Source organism: Streptomyces sp. CHD11 (assembly GCF_018638295.1).
Classification (GTDB): Bacteria; Actinomycetota; Actinomycetes; order Streptomycetales; family Streptomycetaceae; genus Streptomyces.
The window spans coordinates 370,708-387,168 of record NZ_JABTTS010000001.1 but is presented as its reverse complement, the minus strand read 5'-3'; the positions used below and the strand labels follow the sequence as shown (position 1 = coordinate 387,168).

16 protein-coding genes are annotated in these 16,461 nt (G+C 74.8%); 7 read left to right on the top strand and 9 right to left on the bottom strand.

All coding sequences use genetic code 11. The annotated features are described in order from the left end of the window. Positions 1–42: 42 nt before the first annotated feature. The 4 genes from HTV45_RS01545 to HTV45_RS01530 form a co-directional block, all read right to left on the bottom strand. A complete protein-coding gene (locus HTV45_RS01545) occupies positions 43–1,107 on the bottom strand; it encodes a glycosyltransferase family 2 protein (protein WP_215203711.1) in 1,065 nt (354 codons plus the stop codon). After that, positions 1,104–2,777: a carbamoyltransferase C-terminal domain-containing protein gene (locus HTV45_RS01540; RefSeq protein WP_215203710.1), complete on the bottom strand. Its 1,674-nt coding sequence runs from the start codon at positions 2,775–2,777 to the stop codon at positions 1,104–1,106. Before HTV45_RS01540 ends, HTV45_RS01545 begins: the two co-directional genes overlap by 4 nt. A gap of 62 nt (positions 2,778–2,839) precedes the next feature. Further along, the gene (locus HTV45_RS01535) at positions 2,840–3,802 is read right to left on the bottom strand and encodes an NAD-dependent epimerase/dehydratase family protein (RefSeq protein WP_215203709.1); all 963 of its coding nucleotides are present in this window, start codon (positions 3,800–3,802) and stop codon (positions 2,840–2,842) included. A gap of 550 nt (positions 3,803–4,352) precedes the next feature. After that, positions 4,353–4,862: a hypothetical protein gene (locus HTV45_RS01530; protein WP_215203708.1), complete on the bottom strand. Its 510-nt coding sequence runs from the start codon at positions 4,860–4,862 to the stop codon at positions 4,353–4,355. Positions 4,863–5,035: 173 nt separating this feature from the next. On the opposite strand from HTV45_RS01530, the gene HTV45_RS01525 reads away from it, so the two are divergent. The 6 genes from HTV45_RS01525 (at position 5,036) to HTV45_RS01500 (ending at position 10,369) form a co-directional block, all read left to right on the top strand. Beyond that, complete coding sequence (locus HTV45_RS01525; protein ID WP_215203707.1) at positions 5,036–6,283, top strand: cytochrome P450; 1,248 nt, start codon at positions 5,036–5,038, stop codon at positions 6,281–6,283. Positions 6,284–6,424: 141 nt separating this feature from the next. Next, entirely contained in the window at positions 6,425–6,610 is a 186-nt protein-coding gene (locus tag HTV45_RS01520) for a hypothetical protein (RefSeq protein WP_215203706.1), read from the top strand. Between the two features lie 22 nt (positions 6,611–6,632). Then, a complete protein-coding gene (locus HTV45_RS01515; RefSeq protein ID WP_215203705.1) occupies positions 6,633–7,325 on the top strand; it encodes a hypothetical protein in 693 nt (230 codons plus the stop codon). Further along, the gene (locus HTV45_RS01510; RefSeq protein WP_215203704.1) at positions 7,322–8,323 is read left to right on the top strand and encodes a hypothetical protein; all 1,002 of its coding nucleotides are present in this window, start codon (positions 7,322–7,324) and stop codon (positions 8,321–8,323) included. The genes HTV45_RS01515 and HTV45_RS01510 overlap by 4 nt, the downstream gene beginning before the upstream one ends. Next, the gene (locus HTV45_RS01505) at positions 8,320–9,237 is read left to right on the top strand and encodes a hypothetical protein (protein WP_215203703.1); all 918 of its coding nucleotides are present in this window, start codon (positions 8,320–8,322) and stop codon (positions 9,235–9,237) included. Before HTV45_RS01510 ends, HTV45_RS01505 begins: the two co-directional genes overlap by 4 nt. Before the next feature lie 37 nt (positions 9,238–9,274). Beyond that, a complete protein-coding gene (locus tag HTV45_RS01500; RefSeq protein WP_215203702.1) occupies positions 9,275–10,369 on the top strand; it encodes a serine hydrolase in 1,095 nt (364 codons plus the stop codon). A 48-nt stretch (positions 10,370–10,417) separates the two neighbouring features. Here the strand turns inward: HTV45_RS01500 and HTV45_RS01495 are convergent, their stop codons facing one another. The 5 genes from HTV45_RS01495 to HTV45_RS01475 form a co-directional block, all read right to left on the bottom strand. Continuing rightward, on the bottom strand, positions 10,418–11,788 hold the full coding sequence (locus HTV45_RS01495) for a trypsin-like serine protease (protein WP_215203701.1): 1,371 nt from the start codon (positions 11,786–11,788) through the stop codon (positions 10,418–10,420). A 162-nt stretch (positions 11,789–11,950) separates the two neighbouring features. Continuing rightward, positions 11,951–13,612, bottom strand: a complete 1,662-nt coding sequence (locus HTV45_RS01490) for an alkaline phosphatase (RefSeq protein WP_215203700.1) — start codon at positions 13,610–13,612, stop codon at positions 11,951–11,953. A 241-nt stretch (positions 13,613–13,853) separates the two neighbouring features. After that, on the bottom strand, positions 13,854–14,609 hold the full coding sequence (locus HTV45_RS01485) for a metallophosphoesterase (RefSeq protein WP_215203699.1): 756 nt from the start codon (positions 14,607–14,609) through the stop codon (positions 13,854–13,856). Next, complete coding sequence (locus HTV45_RS01480; protein ID WP_215203698.1) at positions 14,609–14,893, bottom strand: BON domain-containing protein; 285 nt, start codon at positions 14,891–14,893, stop codon at positions 14,609–14,611. Before HTV45_RS01480 ends, HTV45_RS01485 begins: the two co-directional genes overlap by 1 nt. A 47-nt stretch (positions 14,894–14,940) precedes the next feature. Beyond that, the gene (locus tag HTV45_RS01475; RefSeq protein WP_215203697.1) at positions 14,941–15,636 is read right to left on the bottom strand and encodes a nucleotidyltransferase family protein; all 696 of its coding nucleotides are present in this window, start codon (positions 15,634–15,636) and stop codon (positions 14,941–14,943) included. Between the two features lie 262 nt (positions 15,637–15,898). Here HTV45_RS01475 and HTV45_RS01470 point away from each other — a divergent pair, with 262 nt between their 5' ends. Beyond that, positions 15,899–16,450, top strand: coding sequence for a hypothetical protein (locus HTV45_RS01470; RefSeq protein ID WP_215203768.1), 552 nt, complete (start codon positions 15,899–15,901; stop codon positions 16,448–16,450). The last annotated feature ends 11 nt before the right edge of the window (positions 16,451–16,461 follow it).

Genomic DNA, 16,461 nt, shown 5'->3' with positions numbered 1-16,461 from the left:
CGTCTCCTCGGTTCGTCCGCTCCCCCTCCGGCGGTGGGCGGGTCATGACGGCAGCCGTTCACCGGCCGACGGCGGGTGGGCGGGCACGGGGGTGCCGGCCCGCTGGGGGCGGGCCCGTGCCGCGCGGTGGCGGAGGTGTCCGCCCAGCCAGTGGAAGGCCGCCGCGGGCGGGATGAGGGCGCTGGTGAGGGCCATGGTGATGATCTCCTCCCGGGTCCGCGGACCAGGGAGGACGCGGGCCAGGGCGAACTCGGTGGTTCCGGCGAGCCATCCGCCGAGGCAGGCCGCGGCGGCCCGCGGCCGGCCGGACAGTGCGCAGCCCGCGGCTGCCAGGCCCGCCGCGGTCACGGCCAGATGCCCGGGCAGCCGCCCTCGTGGCGCCCCGGCCCGCCGCCACCAGTCGTGGCCGTGCAGCCGGGACATCAGCACGTCGTCGGCGTTGCCCGCCTGGAGCCGTACGGACACCCAGCGGCCGGCCGGCCGTACCGGGTGGGTGGTGGTGCGGCGCCCCCCGGCCAGTGTCCAGCCGGCGTCGAGCACCCGCAGCGCCAGGTCCGCGTCCTCCCGGAAGGCCCTGCGGAAGCGTTCGTCGAATCCGCCGGCGGCCTCCAGCGCCCGGCGCCGGTACACCATGTCGGCGGTGATCCAGCGGGCGCGGGCGAGACCGGCGGTGTTGCGCTCCCAGTCGGTGGGCCGGCGGCCGGCCGGCAGCGGTACGTCGATGCGCGCGGTGATCCCGGCGGTCGCGACGCTCGCCCCGGCGAGGTCGAGGGCCAGGTCGTCGGCCCAGGTGGGGCCGGGGACCACGTCGTCGTCCAGGAACACGATCCACGGCACGTCCCCGGCCGCCCGCCAGCCGGTGTTGCGGGCGGCGGCCGGCCCTCGCGCCCCGCCGGGCACGACGAGGGTGCGCGTGCGCAGTGACGGTGGAACCGCGGCGGTCAGCGGCGCGGCGGCCGGGTCCGGGCGGTCGTCGACCACGACCACCCGGGCCGGACCGGGCCCGTCAGCCTCCGCCAGCGCCTCCAGACACCGGGCCAGGCACGGCCGGCCGAGCGTCGGCACCACCACGGCGTACTCACCGTTCGGAGCAGGGGACCCGGTCATCGCTGAACCTCGCCTTCGCCGCCGGCGGGGGAGCGGAAGACGTCACCGCGCCGGATCGCGTACGGGCCCATGGCCAGCAGATCGACGGGTGAGGAGCCGAAGCACTCCAGGGCGTCGCGGGGGTCGTCCACCATGGGCCGGCCGGCCGTGTTGAGGCTGGTGTTGACGATCACGGGCAGCCCGGTCAGCCGCTCGAACTCGCCCAGCAGCTTCGCCACCAGCGGCTCGCGCGCCGGATCGACCGTCTGGATGCGTGCCGTGCCGTCGACGTGCACCACGGCGGGAATGCGCTCCCGCCAGGCGGGGGCCACCTCGTGCACGAACAGCATGTACGGACTGGGCAGCGGCCCGTCGAAGATCTCGGCGGCCCGGTCGGCGAGCACCATCGGCGCGACCGGCCGGAACTGCTCGCGGCCCTTGACGTCGTTGAGCCGCTCCAGATTGCCCGCGTGCCCCGGATGGGCGAGCAGTGAGCGGTGGCCGAGCGCCCGGGGGCCGTACTCACCGCGCCCCTGGAACCAGGCGACGACGCCGTTGCCGGCCAGCGTCCGGGCGGCCGTGGCGGCGATGTCCGCCGGCCGCTCGAAGGGCACGGCGGCCGTCTTCAGCCACGCTCCCAGCTCCGCGTCCGACCAGTCCCGGCCGAGGTCGGCGCCGGTCATGGGCTCCGGCCGGTCACCGGCCCCGGCGGACAGCAGCAGGGCGCCGCCCAGCGCGGTGCCCGCGTCACCGGACGCCGGCTGCACCCACACGTGGGAGAACGGGCCCTCGCGGGCGATCCGGGAGTTGGCGACGCAGTTCAGGGCGACGCCGCCGGCCAGGGTGAGCACGGAGTCGTGGGTGCGGCCGTGCAGCCAGCGCACCAGATCCAGCAGCGTCTCCTCCAGCACGGCCTGCGCGCCGGCGGCGACGTCGGCGTGGTCCCGGGTCCAGGGCTCCTCCGGGCCGCGCGGCGCGCACAGTTCGCGCCAGGGCACCCCGGAGGCGTGGAAGCCCCCGTCGCCGGTCGGATACACGTACCTGCGCAGTTCCGGGAGCATGCGCGGGGTGCCGTGGGATGCGAGGGCCATGACCTTGAACTCGTCGGAGGAGCGCAGGAAGCCGAGGTGCTCGGTGAGTTCCTCGTAGACGAGGCCGAGGGAGTGCGGGAGGTCCTGCGCGCGCAGGGACTCGAGCCGGTCGCCGACGCGGCGGGCGGCGAGGTGCGAGGCGCGTTCGCCGCGGCCGTCCAGCACGAGTACCGAGCAGTCCCCGGCGCCGGGTGCGGCGAAGGCACCGGAGGCGGCGTGCGCCAGGTGGTGCGGTACGAAGCGGACGGTGGCGGGATCCAGGCCCGGCAGCGCGGTCCGCAGGAAGCCGGGAGCCTCCCGCGCGTAGGTGAGCCGCAGGTGGTCCCAGGGATCGTCCAGGCCCATCGCGTCGGCGGGACGGGCGAGCGCCGGGTCGAAGGAGTAGGCGACCGCGTCGAGGTCCCGGGGACGCAGCCCGGCGCGTTTCAGACACCAGGCGGCGGCCTGCTCGGGCAGCTCCCAGGCGGAGAACGGCACCGGCCGCTTGCCGTGCTTGCGCCGGGAGAACCGTTCCTCCTCGGCGGCTGCGACGGTCCGCCCGTCGATCACCAGGGCGGCGGCGGGGTCGTGGAAGAGGGCGTTGATGCCGAGGATGCGCATGGCGGACGGCCTTTCGCGGATGGGGGGCGGGGGCCGCGGGTCCTGAGCGTGCGGGGCCGTACTCAGTGACCGGTCTCGGAGCGGAACCAGGCGATCGTGCGGCGCAGCCCCTCCTCGGCGTTCACCCGGGGTTCCCAGCCGAGCTTGTCGCGGGCCAGCGTGATGTCGGGGCAGCGCACCGCCGGGTCGTCCACCGGGCGCTCGATGTAGCGGACGTCGGAGTGGGAGCCGGTGAGCGAGACCACGAGCCCGGCCAGTTCCAGCATGGTGATCTCGGCGGGGTTGCCGAGGTTGACCGGCCCGCGCATGCCGTGGGCGGCCGCCGCGAGGATCCCGGTCACCGTGTCGTCGACGTAGCACAGCGAGCGGGTCTGGCGGCCGTCACCGGTCACGGTGAGCGGCTCGCCGGCCAGGGCCTGCCGGACGAAGGTCGGCACGGCGCGGCCGTCGTGGCCGCGCATCCGCGGGCCGTAGGTGTTGAACAGCCGCACGATGCAGGCGTCGGTGCCGAGGGTGTCCGCGTGGGCGGTGGTCAGCGCCTCACCGAAGCGTTTGGCCTCGTCGTAGACGCTGCGGGGGCCGACCGGGTTGACATTGCCCCAGTAGCGCTCGTCCTGCGGGTTCTGCCGCGGGTCCCCGTAGACCTCCGAGGTGGAGGCCAGCAGGAAGCGGGCCTCGGAGTCCTGGGCGAGCCGCAGGGCGTTGCGGGTGCCGAGACTGCCGGCCTCCATGGTGTGCAGCGGCAGTCGCAGATAGTCCGCCGGGGAGGCGGGCGAGGCGAAGTGCAGGACGAGGTCGGGCCGCCGGTCGACCGGCAGTTCCTCGGCCACGTTCGCCCGTACGAGCGTGAATCCGGGCCGTTCCAGCAGCGGGGTGACGTTCTCCGGCCGGCCGGTGCTGAAGTCGTCCACACAGGTGACGGCGGCGCCCGCGTCGAGCAGGGCGGCGCACAGATGGGAGCCGACGAATCCCGCGCCGCCGGTGACGACGGCGTGCTCCCAGCTCCGGGATATGACGGTGCTCATGTCCTACGGCCCTTTCGTCGGAGGCGTCGGCGTCCGGGGCGGCACCGGTGTTTCCGGCACCCGGACCGAGACAGCCGACCACTCGACCAGCCTGGGCCGGGCCGCCCGGCACGGCAGGTCCGACTACTGCGTTCCGGTGAATCACGCAGCGTGAGGACGGCGCGGCAAGCGCCGTTCTCGCAGGCCGGAGGGGTGCCCGGCGGGCCGGGGACAGCGGCGGGTCCCGCCTGCCCACGGCAGGTCCGACGGCCTTCCCCGGCGGACGGTGCTGCGGGGCGGGCGAGATGGGCACGCGCGGTTTCCCGGACCTGGGAGCCAGGCGGTCGCGGGAGCTGCCCCGCCCGGGGGTGTGCTCCGGCGATCTGCCGCGGTGGGTCCCGGCGCGGGGGCGGGGTGCGGCGGGGTGCACGTTCGGGCCGGGGCAGAGTGTCCGGGGCCGGGGCAGACACCGCCGGGGACGTGAGCCGGACCCCGCGCCGTACCCGGGAGGTCCCGCGCCGGAGCGGTGAGGGGCGGGAGCTGTCGCCGGGCGGTGAGGTCCGGGTGCGGGTCAGGCCGCGAGGGTGGGGTCCGGGGCGAGGAGGGTGAGCAGGGACGCCCGGTGGAGCGTGCCGACCGGGGCGAGCAGATCGGGGTGACGCAGGAGGGCCGCGGAGCGGCGGTCGGTCTCGTCGGGGACGAGGAGGCGGCGGTACCGGGCCGGTGTGTCCCCGCCGAGTGCGCCCACCGCGCGGGCGGCCAGTTCCGGTTCGGCGAGCAGGCAGGCCGCCCAGCTGGCCAGGACCTCGTCGACCCAGGTACGCCAGGCGTCCGCCCGCGCGTCGTCGCCCGGGTCCGCGCCGGTGATCCATTCCAGCCGCGCCGAACCGCCCGGCCCCGCCAGGGAGAGCAGGCCCGCGTCCATCGCCGTCGGGTACCGGAGCCGGGCCGCGACCGTCACCGCCTGCCGCGCCTGCGCCTCGCACAGCGCGGAGGCCAGCGCCCCGCCGGACGCGGGGAAGGAACGCGTCAGCCACTGCGCGGTGGCCGCGATGACCGGGGAGAGTTCTGTGAGGTGCACTGCCGGGCCGTCCGAACCGTCGGGTGAGGGGGACCGGACGGAACGCTAGCCGCCGGCCCGTCCGTCCCGGCGTGACCCGCGCCTCCTTCCGGGCGTGGCCTGCGCCACACCCGTACGGGTGCCCTCCCCGCCACCCGGCGTGTCCGGGGGAGCCCGGCGGGCACCCGGCGGCCATGGACGTACTCAGCCGCCCCTTGATCGACCGCACCCTGCCCCTGCTGGCCGAGGGCTACGCCTGGCTGCCCAACCGGATGCGCGACACCCCGGGCCCCGTGGTCCGCACCCGGATCCTGGGCCGGCCCGCGCTCGCCCTGCGCGGACCCGAGGCGGTGCGCTTCTTCTACGACGAGCGGAACGTGCACCGGCACCGCGCCATCCCCGAACCCGTGCTCGCCACCCTGTTCGGCCACGAGGCCGTGCACACCCTCGACGGGGCCGCCCACCGCGCCCGCAAGTCCCTCTTCCTGCCGCTGCTCGAACCGGGCCGGATCACCGGCCTCGTCGGCCAGGTCACCGCGGCGTGGGACGAGGCCGTACCCGACTGGGGCCGGCGCGACTCCGTCGTGCTGTTCGACGAGGCGGGCACGGTGCTCACCACCGGGGTCCACCGGTGGGCCGGCATACCGCTGGACGGAGCCGGGGCGGCGGCGACGGCGCGCGACCTCATCGCGATGGTGGACGGCTTCGCCACCGCGGGCCCGCGCCATCTGCGCGCCCGGCGTGCCCGCGCCCGGCAGGAGGAACGGCTGGGCCGGCTGGTGCGGGACGTACGCTCCGGCGCGGTCACCGCCGACCCGGACACGGTGCTCGGCTCGGTGTGCCTCCACCGCGGCACGGACGGGCGGCCACTGGACGAGAAGACGGCCGCGGTGGAACTGCTCAACGTCGTCCGCCCGACGGCCGCCGTCGCCTGGTTCGTCGCCTTCGCGGCGCACGCCCTGCACCGGTGGCCCGAGTACCGGGAGCCCCTGGCGGCCGGGGACCTCGCGTTCACCGCCGCGTTCGCGCACGAGCTGCGCCGCTTCTACCCGTTCGTGCCGTTCCTCGGCGGACTCGCGGCGCGCGACCTGTTCTGGCGCGGCGAGTGGGTCCCGGCCGGGGGACTGGTGGTGCTCGATGTCTACGGGCAGAACCACGACGCGTCGCTCTGGGGCGATCCGTACGCCTTCCGTCCGCGGCGCTTCCTGGAACGGCCCGTGGAACGCGACGAACTGATCCCGCAGGGCGGTGGCGATCCGTCAACGGGCCATCGCTGCCCCGGTGAGGGCATCACCGTCGGCGTGCTGGAGGCACTCGCGGGGCGGCTCGCCCGGATGGAGTACACGGTGCCGGAGCAGAATCTGGCCATCCCGCTGGGCCGTGTCCCGACCCGTCCGCACAGCGGTGTTGTCCTTGCGGGAGTACGCCCGGCGGCCGATTAGCCCGCTGTGTTCCGTGCCGCCGCCACCCCCCGGCATGTTGAAGAAGTGACGAAAGTAAGTGCGGGAAAAGTGGCGTGATTTGTCCGATTCGGGTGATTCTGGAAAGCGAACGTACTCGCTACGCCTCAGGGAGATGGTGTTATGCGTTCCGAAAAGATCACCGAAGAGCTCACCGACGTCAGGAGCCTCGACATCGAGGCGGCTCTCGACCCGGCCGAGGCCGACGGTGTGTACCGCGACAGCCGTCAGTGCGCCGCGCTGGCTCTGCTCTCCGGTGCGACCAAGCTGCTGCTGTCGCCCCCGACCCCGCGCCCGAAGAAGGGCTGAACGGATCGACGGGAGTAGTCAGATGGAGCAGTCAGGCACTTCGACCCGATTGCAGGCCGCGGTGCAGGACCTCGCTTCCGGTGTGGTCTCCGCCCTTCGGGGCGGGGGCCACCCGCACGTGGTCCCCCCGGGGGCCGACGGAGAAGCGGGAGACCTCGCACTCGCCGCCGTACGCGTGCTGGGAGCCGACGCGTTGCTGCCCGGCGCATTGCTGCGCACCCCGCCCGACCCGGCGGACGTGGCCGTGTTCCGCAAGGCCGTCGAGGCCCATCCGCCACGCGCGGACGCCGCGCCCACCGTCCGCTGGAGCCACTGGGGCATGGCACGCACCCTCCGGCGGCTCGACCCCTCCGCCGCCACCGGACCGTCCGCGGAACCGGACACCGGATGGCTCGACGGGGCGGGCTGGCAGGTCCTCACCCACCAACTCGCGGTGCTCGCCCCGCTCGCGCTGCCCGGCGAGCAGTGCGCGGTGGGCGACCTGGCCGCACGCCGGCCCGTGGACGTGGCCCGCGGATTCGTCCGCGCGGTGCGCCGCAGGGACTGGCGGCAGGCCGCCGGCGCCGGCCGCTGGCTGACCCTGCTGCCCGGTGTGCCGGACACGGTCGGTCTCGAAGCGGGTCTCGACTTCGTGGAACTGATGGGCGGACGGGACCCCCTCGTCGCCCTCCAGGTACAGGCCGCCCGGATGGTCCGCGCCGGAGCGCTGGTGTGACCCCGCCCGACGGCCTCCGGGATCTCCGGGACATCCGGCGCGTCGCCGAGGACGCCCTGGAGTGGGCGGACGCCCACCGCGCCGGCTTCGCGCTGGGCGACGACGCGCTCGCCGTGGACGGCGAGGTCGACCGCAGTTGGAAGCCGCTGGGCGAACTGGCCCAGGTCTGTGCGACCGTGGCCCGCCACACCGCCCCCGCCGACCCCCTCCACGCCCGCGCCCGTTCCCTGCTGGACCTCGCCTGGCGGGAGACGGAGGAGGGTGAACTGTTCCTGCGGCTGCAACGGCTGGAGCCGTTCGCCACCTACCCGCTGGAGGTGTACGCGGCCCTGGCCTCGGCCGGGTTCCGGCACCCCGCCTTCGAGCAGGCGGCGGCCGTGGTCGCGCGCACCCGGGGCTGGCGGCTCACCGAACAGGACCCCACCCGGAGGCTCGGCGTCCTGCGCGCCGAGGAACGCTGCGGCATCCACCGTCCCGCGCCCGGACCGCCGCGGACCTGGCTCGGCGGCCTGCCCGAGCCCTGGACCTTCGGACGTGACGCCGGATACGCCCTCACCCACGTCGTCTTCCACCTCACCGACTGGGGCCGCGACGCCGGAGGTCTGCCGCCGGACCTCGCCGGCTATCTGACCGACTGGCTGCCGCCCTGGCTCGACACCTGTCTGGAGGCCGGGATGTGGGACCTGAGCGCCGAACTCCTCGCCGTGGCCGCGGTCGTGGCCCGCCCGGCCGGTGACCCGCCGCCCCTCGACGCCTGGCGGCGGATCGGCGCGGCCCGGCGTCCCACCGGCGAACTCCCCCTGGAACGCCGCGCAGCCGTGCCCGGCGGCCCCGGCGAGGGCCCCGAACAGCCTGGCGGCGAGCACTATTTCCTGCACCACTACCACTCCACCCTCATGGCCGCCTTCGCGGCCGTACTGACCAGCGAACGCCCCGCCGCACCCCCCGCGGGCCCCGGCGCGCGGCACCGGCACGGCGGACAAGGAGCGCCGGCATGACCGACACCCGCCTGATCCACACCGTCGGAGTCGGCGCCATGGAATGGCTCTGGGCGCACCGCGACGGCTTCCGGCTGGAACCCGACGTGGACCCGGAGGTGGGCTTCCTGGAACGCTTCAAACCCGTCGGCGAACTCGCCCTGGTCTGCAAGGTGCTGTTCCGCGAGGGGGTCGCCGGATCCCGCCAGGCGCAGCTGGCCCGTCAGCTCCTCGACCACGTCTGGCGCGAGACCCTGGACGGCGGCACCATGCTGGTGCGCGGTCAGCGGACGGAACCGGCCTCGCCCATCCCGTTCGAGGTGTACCTGCCGTTCCGGGAGCTCGGTTACAGCCAGCCCGAGGTGGAGCGGGCCGCCGTGCTGAACCACCGGCTGGACAGCTGGCAGGCCTTCGAGACGACCCCCACCCGCCGGCTCGGCCTCTCCGCGTTCCAGCGCCGCTTCGGACTCACCCCGCTGCCCGCCGAGTCCGAGGCGCTGCGCACCACCTGGCTGGCCCGCACTCCCGAACCCTGGACCGTCGAGGGCCACATCGGCTACGACATCACGCACTGCGTGTTCCATCTGACCGACTGGGGCGAGCACCCCGAGGGTCTGCCCCCGGACATCGCCGACTACCTCGCCACCTGGCTGCCGGCCTGGATCGACGACTGGCTCGACCTCCAGCGCTGGGACCTGCTCGGCGAACTCCTCGTGGTCGACGCCTGTCTGCCCCGCCCCACCCTGGACGAACCGGCCTGGACGGCCTTCGCCGCCGCGCAGCAGCCGGACGGCGCCATGCCCGCGATCCGCACGATGCCCGACGGCGACGAGGAAGCGGTGTTCGACGTCGTCTACCACTCGACACTGGTCGCCGCCTTCGCCTCCGTACTGGCCACGTCCCGGGCGCTCACCGAACTGGCCCGGGCGTCATGACGGCCGTGTCCCGGGCGCCCGGGCCGGCCCGGGCGTCATGACGACCGCGTCCCGGGTGTCCTGGCCGGGCCGGGTGTCCGACGGGGAGGCCGGGCCGGAGGCGGGGCACGGCCGGGACCGGGACGACGGGGACCGGGGTGAACGGCTCGAGCGTGCCGTCGCCGCGTCGGACGCGCCCGATGCCGTGTTCGCCCTCTCCCGCGACGGCCGGCGCACCGTACGCACCGGGGGGACCGCACCGCCACCGCCGTACCCCCGCGACACCCTGCGGTACGAGGCCGGTTCGGCCACCAAGACGTTCACCGGGCTGCTGCTGGCCGAGCTGATGGACGAGGGGCTGCTCTCCGGCGGGGAACCGGCCGTCACCCTCCTCGACGGCGGCCGCCCGCCCGGTACCGACCCGGTCACCCTCGCCCACCTCGTCACCCACACCGCCGGGCTGCCCGCGCTCCCCGTCTCCTTCTACCCGCGGGCCCTGCCCGCCTGGCGCAGCAACCCCTACGCCCGGTTCCCCGACGCGCGGGTGATCGACGCCTTCCTGCGTCACCGCCCCCGCCACCGGCCCGGCGCCCGCTGGCGCTACTCCAACTTCGGCGTCGCCGTGCTCGGTCACGCCCTGGCGGCCGCCACCGGCACCCCGTGGCCGGACCTGGTCACCGGCCGGCTGCTGCGGCCCCTCGGCCTGCGGCACACCGCGCCGCGGGCCGGCGCCGGTGCCGGAACGGACGCCACCGGGCACGGCAAGGACGGCACGACCACCGTGCCCGGCTTCGACGCGGGCGGCTTCCAGGCGGCCGGCGCCGTCCGGGCGACCCCGCACGACCTGCTCACCTTCCTCGAAGCCCATCTCGACCCCGCCCGGTGCCCCCCACTGGCCGGCGCGCTGCACGCCGTGCGCACGCCCGTGCTGCGCCGCGGACCCGGGCACCGGCATGTGCACACCGTCGCCTGGTTCCGGCATCCCACGGACGGCGGTCCGCTCTACTTCCACAGCGGGGCGACCCTCGGACAGCAGACGTTCCTCGGCTTCCGGCCCGGCACCGGCACCGCCCTGGCCGCGGTCTGCACCCGCCGCTTCCGCGCCCGCGACCCGTTTCTCGCCACGGCGTACGCCCTGCTCGCCGAGGAGTGACCGGACGGTGGGGCGCCGGCCCCGGCCGGCCCCCCACCGTTCAGGCGGTCAGAGCCGCTGCCACAGCGCCGGGGTACCGGCGGGCGCCCACACACCCTGCGCCTGGTGGGTCTGCAGACACTGGTACGTCACGCCGTCCCGGGTCACCGTCGTGCCCGCCTCGTAGACCCGGCCGGCCGTCCACGCCTCGGAACCGTCCTCCGGCGAGCCCGGTGTGGTCTGCGCGGCCGCGGTGGTCAGCGTGAGCCCGAAGTCGCTCAGGATCGGGTTGACCGGCTGGTAGAACGTCGTACCGCCCCGGGTGCAGTCACCGGAACCGCCCGAGGTGACTCCCTGTGCCTGCGCGCCCGCGAGATACGGCCCGCCCGAGTCTCCCGGCTCGGCGCAGACCGTCGTCCGGGTCAGCCCGTCGACCCTGCCCTCCGCGTAGCTGACGCTCGTGTCGTGCTGCTCGACGGTCCCGCAGTGCCATCCGGTGGTCGAGCCGGAACGGCACACCGACGCCCCGACGAGCGCCTGTGCCGAACCGGTGACCTGCACCTCCTGGCCGTCCTGCGCCTTCACCCGCGGTGTGGGCGTCCACTGGTCGTTCGTGGCCACCCACGCCATGTCCTCGCCGGGGAAGGTGGAGGCCTGGAAGGTGCCCTGCGCGGTGCGGTCGTAGCCGGTGCTCGTCGCGCCCGGTCTGCCGCAGTGCCCGGCGGTGACGAAGCCCGCCTGCGCGCCCCTGGTGACGGAGAAGCCGACGGAGCAGCGCGCGGAGTCGTTGATGTAGAAGGCGTCGCCACCGGTGATGTCCTGCAGCAGCCGCGGCCGTTCGGCCGTCATTCGCACGCCGACGTCCTCCCCTGCGAGCCCGGCGGCCTTCACGAAGGCGGCGCCGGCGGCCTGGCTGGTCGCCTGCACCATGATCCGGTTCTTCGCCACGTCGATGTACCAGACCGGTGTGTCGAGGGTCTCGACGCCGGTGGCCGCCGTGTCCAGCTTCCGCTTCGCCGCCCGCAGTTCTGCCAGCGTCCGCTCGACCACCTGGGCCGTGGCGCCCTGGGCCTCGATGGCCGGCACGTCCAGGGCGTCGGTCGTGGCGACCGTGAGCTCACCGGAGGTGTCGCCGTGCACCCAGGCCCCGGCGAACCGCTCGCCCAGGGCGTTGCGCAGCCGGCCCGCGCGTGCGCCCGCCTCGGCCTCGTTGACCAGGCGTTCGGAGGCCTGCCGCGCATCCAGGCCCAGGTCGCGCTGGAGGGCGCTGAGGAGGTGGGGGGACGGCCGGTCCGCGCCCAGGGTCTGGGCCGCGCTCGGCGGCGGCCCCGCCGCGGGCGTGGGGTCGGCCGCCGCGGAGGAGGGGAGTCCGGCGAGGACGAGGGCGCCGAGCGCGGTGAGGGCCGTGCGGCGCGCGGTCCGGACGTGACTGGGGACCATTCGGTACGTCTCCTTCGTTCGGGGCGGCGAAGCTGCCGAGGAGACTCAGGCCTTTCCCGGCGCGCCCGACACGATGTCAGGACACGCCGGGGTTAGCGCTTTGGAGACATGAACGGACGCCAAGTGCAGTAGGCGCGTGAGGCCCGCGGGCACCCGGACGGGTCACACGGGTGTCAGTCCGGGCGAGCCGGCCTCCGTGACGAAGGAGGCGGCCGTCGTGACCGGGGCGCCCGGTGTCGTCACGGCCGGGACGACCCGGAAGTCGGCGCGGGCGTGCTCCCGGCCCAGCTCCACGCGTACGTAGCCGCGCCGGCCGTCGTAGAACCTGAGGTGCGGATTGGCCCGCATGTACGTGTCCCAGTTGGCCGGGTGCTCCGTCCCGTTCATGCCGCTGGCCACGGAGGTGCACGTCAGCTCCGTACCCAGGGTGGGGGAGCCGGGGTCGTCGAAGTCGTCCTTGATGTCGAAGGCGTACCCGACATGGACGTCACCGGTGAGGACCAGCCAGTTGTCGACACCGGCCGCCTTCGCGCCGGCGACGAGCCGGCCGCGGTTCGCGCGGTAACCGTCCCAGGCGTCCATCGACATCTTCGCCTCGGCGTTCAGATCCATCTTGCGCTGGCAGAAGGTGACCTGCTGGGGCATCACGTTCCACAGCGCGTCGGAGGTCCTCCACCCGTCGACCAGCCACCGCTCCTGGGCGTCCCCGGTGAGGCTGCGCGCCGGATCGTCCGATTCCGGCCCGGGGGCGTGCACGGTGTCGCCGTAGGCCTGGTCGGAGCGGTACTGCCGGGTGTCGAGGATGTCGAACTGGGCGAGGGTGCCCCAGCGCAGCCGGCGGAAGAGCTGCGCGTCGGGGCCCTCGGGCAGCTGGTCGGCGCGCAGTGGCTGGTTCTCCCAGTAGGCGCGGTAGGCGGCGGCCCTGCGGGTCAGGAACCGGGCCGGGTCGCTGCCGTTCTCGTCGATGGCGGCCGCGTAGTTGTTCTCGGTCTCGTGGTCGTCCCAGGTGACGACGAACGGGTGCGCGGCGTGCACGGCGCGCAGGTCGGGGTCGCTCTTGTAGAGCGCGTACCGCATCCGGTAGTCGGCCAGGGTCGTCGTCTCGCGGTTGAACTCGGCCGGCAGCGTGACGTCGGTGTAGCCGCGGGCCCCGCCCGCGGAGTCGACGGCGTACTCGTACAGGTAGTCGCCGAGGTGGAACACCACGTCGACGTCCTCCCGCGCGAGATGTCCGTGCGCGGTGTAGTAACCGTGGTGGTACGCCTGGCAGGCGACCGCGGCGAGCCGCAGGCCCGTGGTGTCACCGCCGGCCGGGGGAGCGGTGCGGGTGCGGCCGGCGGGGCTGATCCAGGTGCCCGTGCGGAACCGGTAGTAGTACTGGCTGCCCGGTTCCAGGCCCGTCACGTCGACGCGCACGCTGTGCGCGTACTCGGGAAGGGCGAGGAGGGTGCCCCGCCGCACCACCAGCGCGAACGACTCGTCGAGGGCCACTTCCCAGGAGACCTCCACCCGCTGCTGCCCCAGGCCCCCGTCCGGTGTGAAGGGCTCCGGGGCGAGCCGGGTCCAGATGAGCACCGAGCCGGGCAGCGGGTCCCCGGAGGCGACGCCGAGGGTGAAGGGGTCCTCGGTGATCCGGGCCGCGTCGAGCCGGGGCGCGGCGAAGGCGCCGCGCGCGGGCAGCTGGGTGGTGAAGGCGAGGGTGGCCGCGGCGGCGACGGTCAGGAAGCGACGGCGGGCCAGATGCCGTGCGGCGGTGCGCAGTTCGGCGTCGTGGGGGGTGGAGGCGAGCGCGGACGACGGTCCGGGACGGCCCGACAGCGCCATCTGGGGTCCTCTCCTACGGGATCAGCACAGGGCACGGAAGCCTGCATGCTAAGCAGACAAAATGACCAAAAGGGGTGTGCCGTGCCGGGTGTTCCCACGAGAGGGGTACGGGGCGGTGCGGGCACGCCTGCCCCGGTCACCGGGAGGAGCGCCGCCGGTGCTTACCTGCGGTGCCGGTGCCGGTGCCGGTGCCGGTGCCGGTGCCGGTGCCGGTGCGGGGTGCGGGGTGCGGGATACGGGGTCAGACGGCCGGCGTCCCGGCGCCGACGCGTTCGCGGACCGGCAGGTGGTACACGTGGAACGCGCGGCCGATGACCGGCTGGGCGACATTGCGCACCTTGACCCCGCCCGTGGTCATGCCGTGCTCCGTGCCCGCGTGCGCGTGCCCGTGCACGGCGAGGTCGGCGCCGGCCGTGTCGATCGCCTCGGCCAGCAGATAACTGCCCAGGAACGGATAGATCTCCAGCGGCTCCCCGGCCAGCGTCTCGGGTACGGGGGAGTAGTGGGTGAGGGCGATCCGGACGTCGCAGCCCTCCGCGGCCAGCCGCTCCAGCGCGGTCCGCAGACCGTCGGCGCACCGCCGGGACACCCGGACGAACTCCTTCATCACCGGCTCGCCGAACTCTCCGGCGCTGGCCCCCACGAACCCGCCGCCGAAACCCTTGGTGCCGGCCACGCCGACCCGCACCTCCCCGACCGGCACGACCGCCGACTCACCCTCCAGGACCTGTGCACCGGCGTCCCGCAGCAGGTCCGAGACCTCGTCCTGGCGGTCGTCGTGGTGGTCGTGGTTGCCGAGCACCGCGACCACCGGCACCCCGAGGCCACGGATCTCGTCGGCCACCACCCGCGCCTCCCCGACCGTGCCGTGCCGGGTGAGATCCCCCGCCAGCAGCAGGAGGTCGGCCCGCTCGGGCAGGGTGTCGAACGCGGGACGCAGCACGCCCCGGGTGTCGGGGCTCATGTGGATGTCCCCCACGGCGGCGACGCGGATCATCACAGCTCCTCCGCGTGGTCGGGCGACGAGGGTTCACTGATCACGATGTCGCAGTGCACCTCGAGTCCGGTCAGTTCCTCCCGCACCGTGCTCAGCACCTCCTCGCGGCAGCGGGCGGAGGGGACGGTGCCCGTGACCCGTACGGTCCCGCCGCGGACCTCGACCCGCACACCGAGTTCGCCGAGTTCCCCGGAGGCGAGCCGGTCCTGGAGGTGGGCGACGCGGTACTCGGGGCTCCGGGCGGCCTGTGTGCCCGCCGCGGAACCGGCGTCGTGGATGCTCATGGTCGTTCCTTCCGCCGGCGTTCGGATGAGGCGTTCGGATGAGGCGTTCAGATGACGTTCAGGCGTTCCAGGAGGAAGAAGAAGGCCGCGGGCATGGGCTCGTCCCCGTTCTCGCGGCGGACGCGGTCCCAGTCGACCTTCTCCCGCAGGGCGCGGGCGATCGGCAGGACCGCCCCGAAGTCGCAGTGGTGCTCGGAGAAGGCGGCCACCAGGCCGGCCAGCAGATCGGTGGGTGCCAGGACCGGCATGCGTACCGACTCCACCGGAAGCTCCCGCGCCCGCTGGAGCATCTCGGTGGAGACGGGCCGGTGCGCCAGTTCGAAGATGATGTCCACGTCCTGTCCGAAGCAGGTGGCCTTGATCAGCCAGTCCTCGGGCGGGGTGTAGACCGTCAGCCCGGCCTCCCGGAGTGTGGTGGCCACGGCCTCGGCGTCCTCCGGCCGGACGCAGAAGTCGACGTCGTGCTGGAGATTGCCGCTGCCGCCGTGGGCGTGGACCGCGACACTGCCGGCCAGCGCGAAGAGATGCCCGCCCCGCTTCAGTACCGCGCCGACCTGCTTGGCCGCCTCCAGGATGGCCTGATTGCGGTCGCGCGGCAGTTCCGGGACGTCGCCCTCCACCGGGGGCCGCACCTCGGCCGGAGCAATCGGCGGCGGATTTCCCGGGGCGTCCGAGGCCAGACGGAGGTCCGGGGACGCCGGGCGAACGGCGCCGGGCGTGGTGTCCTCGCCGTTCTCCGTCATGACCGCTCCCTCATGACCGCTCCCTTCGCCGGCCGGGCGGTCCCTGCGGCCGCGACTCCGGCCCCCCGCCCGCCCGGGAAGCTACCTAGTACCCGGCGTGCCCGTTCCGACACGGAGGCGGGCGGGGGGACGTCCGGCCGCGCACGGCCGGGGGACAGGCTCGGGTGTACTGGGAAAGCGCTCGGGCCCGTAACGGTTGAACATGGGGTGAACGGCACCTGTGCCGTGGGTTCCCCCGATGGTCGCGCTCGCGGAGGTCGACATGGACCAGGACACGTCTCGTTCGCCGGATCTGCCGCAGCCGCTGCGGGCGGTCGCCGGCGGTCTGCGCCGGCTGCCGGGTGCGGAGCAGGTGGAGAGGGTGGCAGGCGGCGCCCTCGACACGATCGGCGCGGTCTCCCCGCGCGGACGCCGGATCGCCGTCTACACCGGAGCGGGGGTGCTCGGGGTCGCCGGGCTCGTCGAGTGGCCGGTGGCGCTGACCGGCGCGGCGGTCGCCTGGCTCACCCGGCCGCGTCCCGGACAGGGGGCCGACGGCGCACCGGCCGTCACGGACGGGCACCCGCGGGCGCCGGGCCGGGGTCTGCCGGAACACGGCCGCGAGGCCGGCTCCGAGCCGCCCGCGGGCCCGGGTGACCGGCTCACACCCGCACGCCGCACGGGTGGCCGGACGGACCGTACGGTGCACCACGAGCCCGCCAAGGTGGGGGACACCGCCACCGCCGAGGGACTGAAGCAGGTGGCCGAGGCCACGACGCACCACGGGCCGTCCGCCGCCCCCGCGCGAGCGCGCGGCGACCGGCAGACCCGCTGAGCCACGATCAC

Excerpts from the sequence above, each read along its gene's own strand:
- HTV45_RS01475 (WP_215203697.1), bottom strand. The coding sequence starts at position 15,636 with ATGACGGAGAACGGCGAGGACACCACGCCCGGCGCCGTTCGCCCGGCG.
- HTV45_RS01545 (WP_215203711.1), bottom strand. The coding sequence starts at position 1,107 with ATGACCGGGTCCCCTGCTCCGAACGGTGAGTACGCCGTGGTGGTGCCG.
- HTV45_RS01540 (WP_215203710.1), bottom strand. The coding sequence starts at position 2,777 with ATGCGCATCCTCGGCATCAACGCCCTCTTCCACGACCCCGCCGCCGCC.
- HTV45_RS01485 (WP_215203699.1), bottom strand. The coding sequence starts at position 14,609 with ATGATCCGCGTCGCCGCCGTGGGGGACATCCACATGAGCCCCGACACC.
- HTV45_RS01500 (WP_215203702.1), top strand. The coding sequence starts at position 9,275 with ATGACGACCGCGTCCCGGGTGTCCTGGCCGGGCCGGGTGTCCGACGGG.
- HTV45_RS01525 (WP_215203707.1), top strand. The coding sequence starts at position 5,036 with ATGGACGTACTCAGCCGCCCCTTGATCGACCGCACCCTGCCCCTGCTG.
- HTV45_RS01480 (WP_215203698.1), bottom strand. The coding sequence starts at position 14,893 with ATGAGCATCCACGACGCCGGTTCCGCGGCGGGCACACAGGCCGCCCGG.
- HTV45_RS01490 (WP_215203700.1), bottom strand. The coding sequence starts at position 13,612 with ATGGCGCTGTCGGGCCGTCCCGGACCGTCGTCCGCGCTCGCCTCCACC.
- HTV45_RS01520 (WP_215203706.1), top strand. The coding sequence starts at position 6,425 with ATGCGTTCCGAAAAGATCACCGAAGAGCTCACCGACGTCAGGAGCCTC.
- HTV45_RS01515 (WP_215203705.1), top strand. The coding sequence starts at position 6,633 with ATGGAGCAGTCAGGCACTTCGACCCGATTGCAGGCCGCGGTGCAGGAC.
- HTV45_RS01535 (WP_215203709.1), bottom strand. The coding sequence starts at position 3,802 with ATGAGCACCGTCATATCCCGGAGCTGGGAGCACGCCGTCGTCACCGGC.
- HTV45_RS01470 (WP_215203768.1), top strand. The coding sequence starts at position 15,899 with ATGGACCAGGACACGTCTCGTTCGCCGGATCTGCCGCAGCCGCTGCGG.
- HTV45_RS01495 (WP_215203701.1), bottom strand. The coding sequence starts at position 11,788 with ATGGTCCCCAGTCACGTCCGGACCGCGCGCCGCACGGCCCTCACCGCG.
- HTV45_RS01505 (WP_215203703.1), top strand. The coding sequence starts at position 8,320 with ATGACCGACACCCGCCTGATCCACACCGTCGGAGTCGGCGCCATGGAA.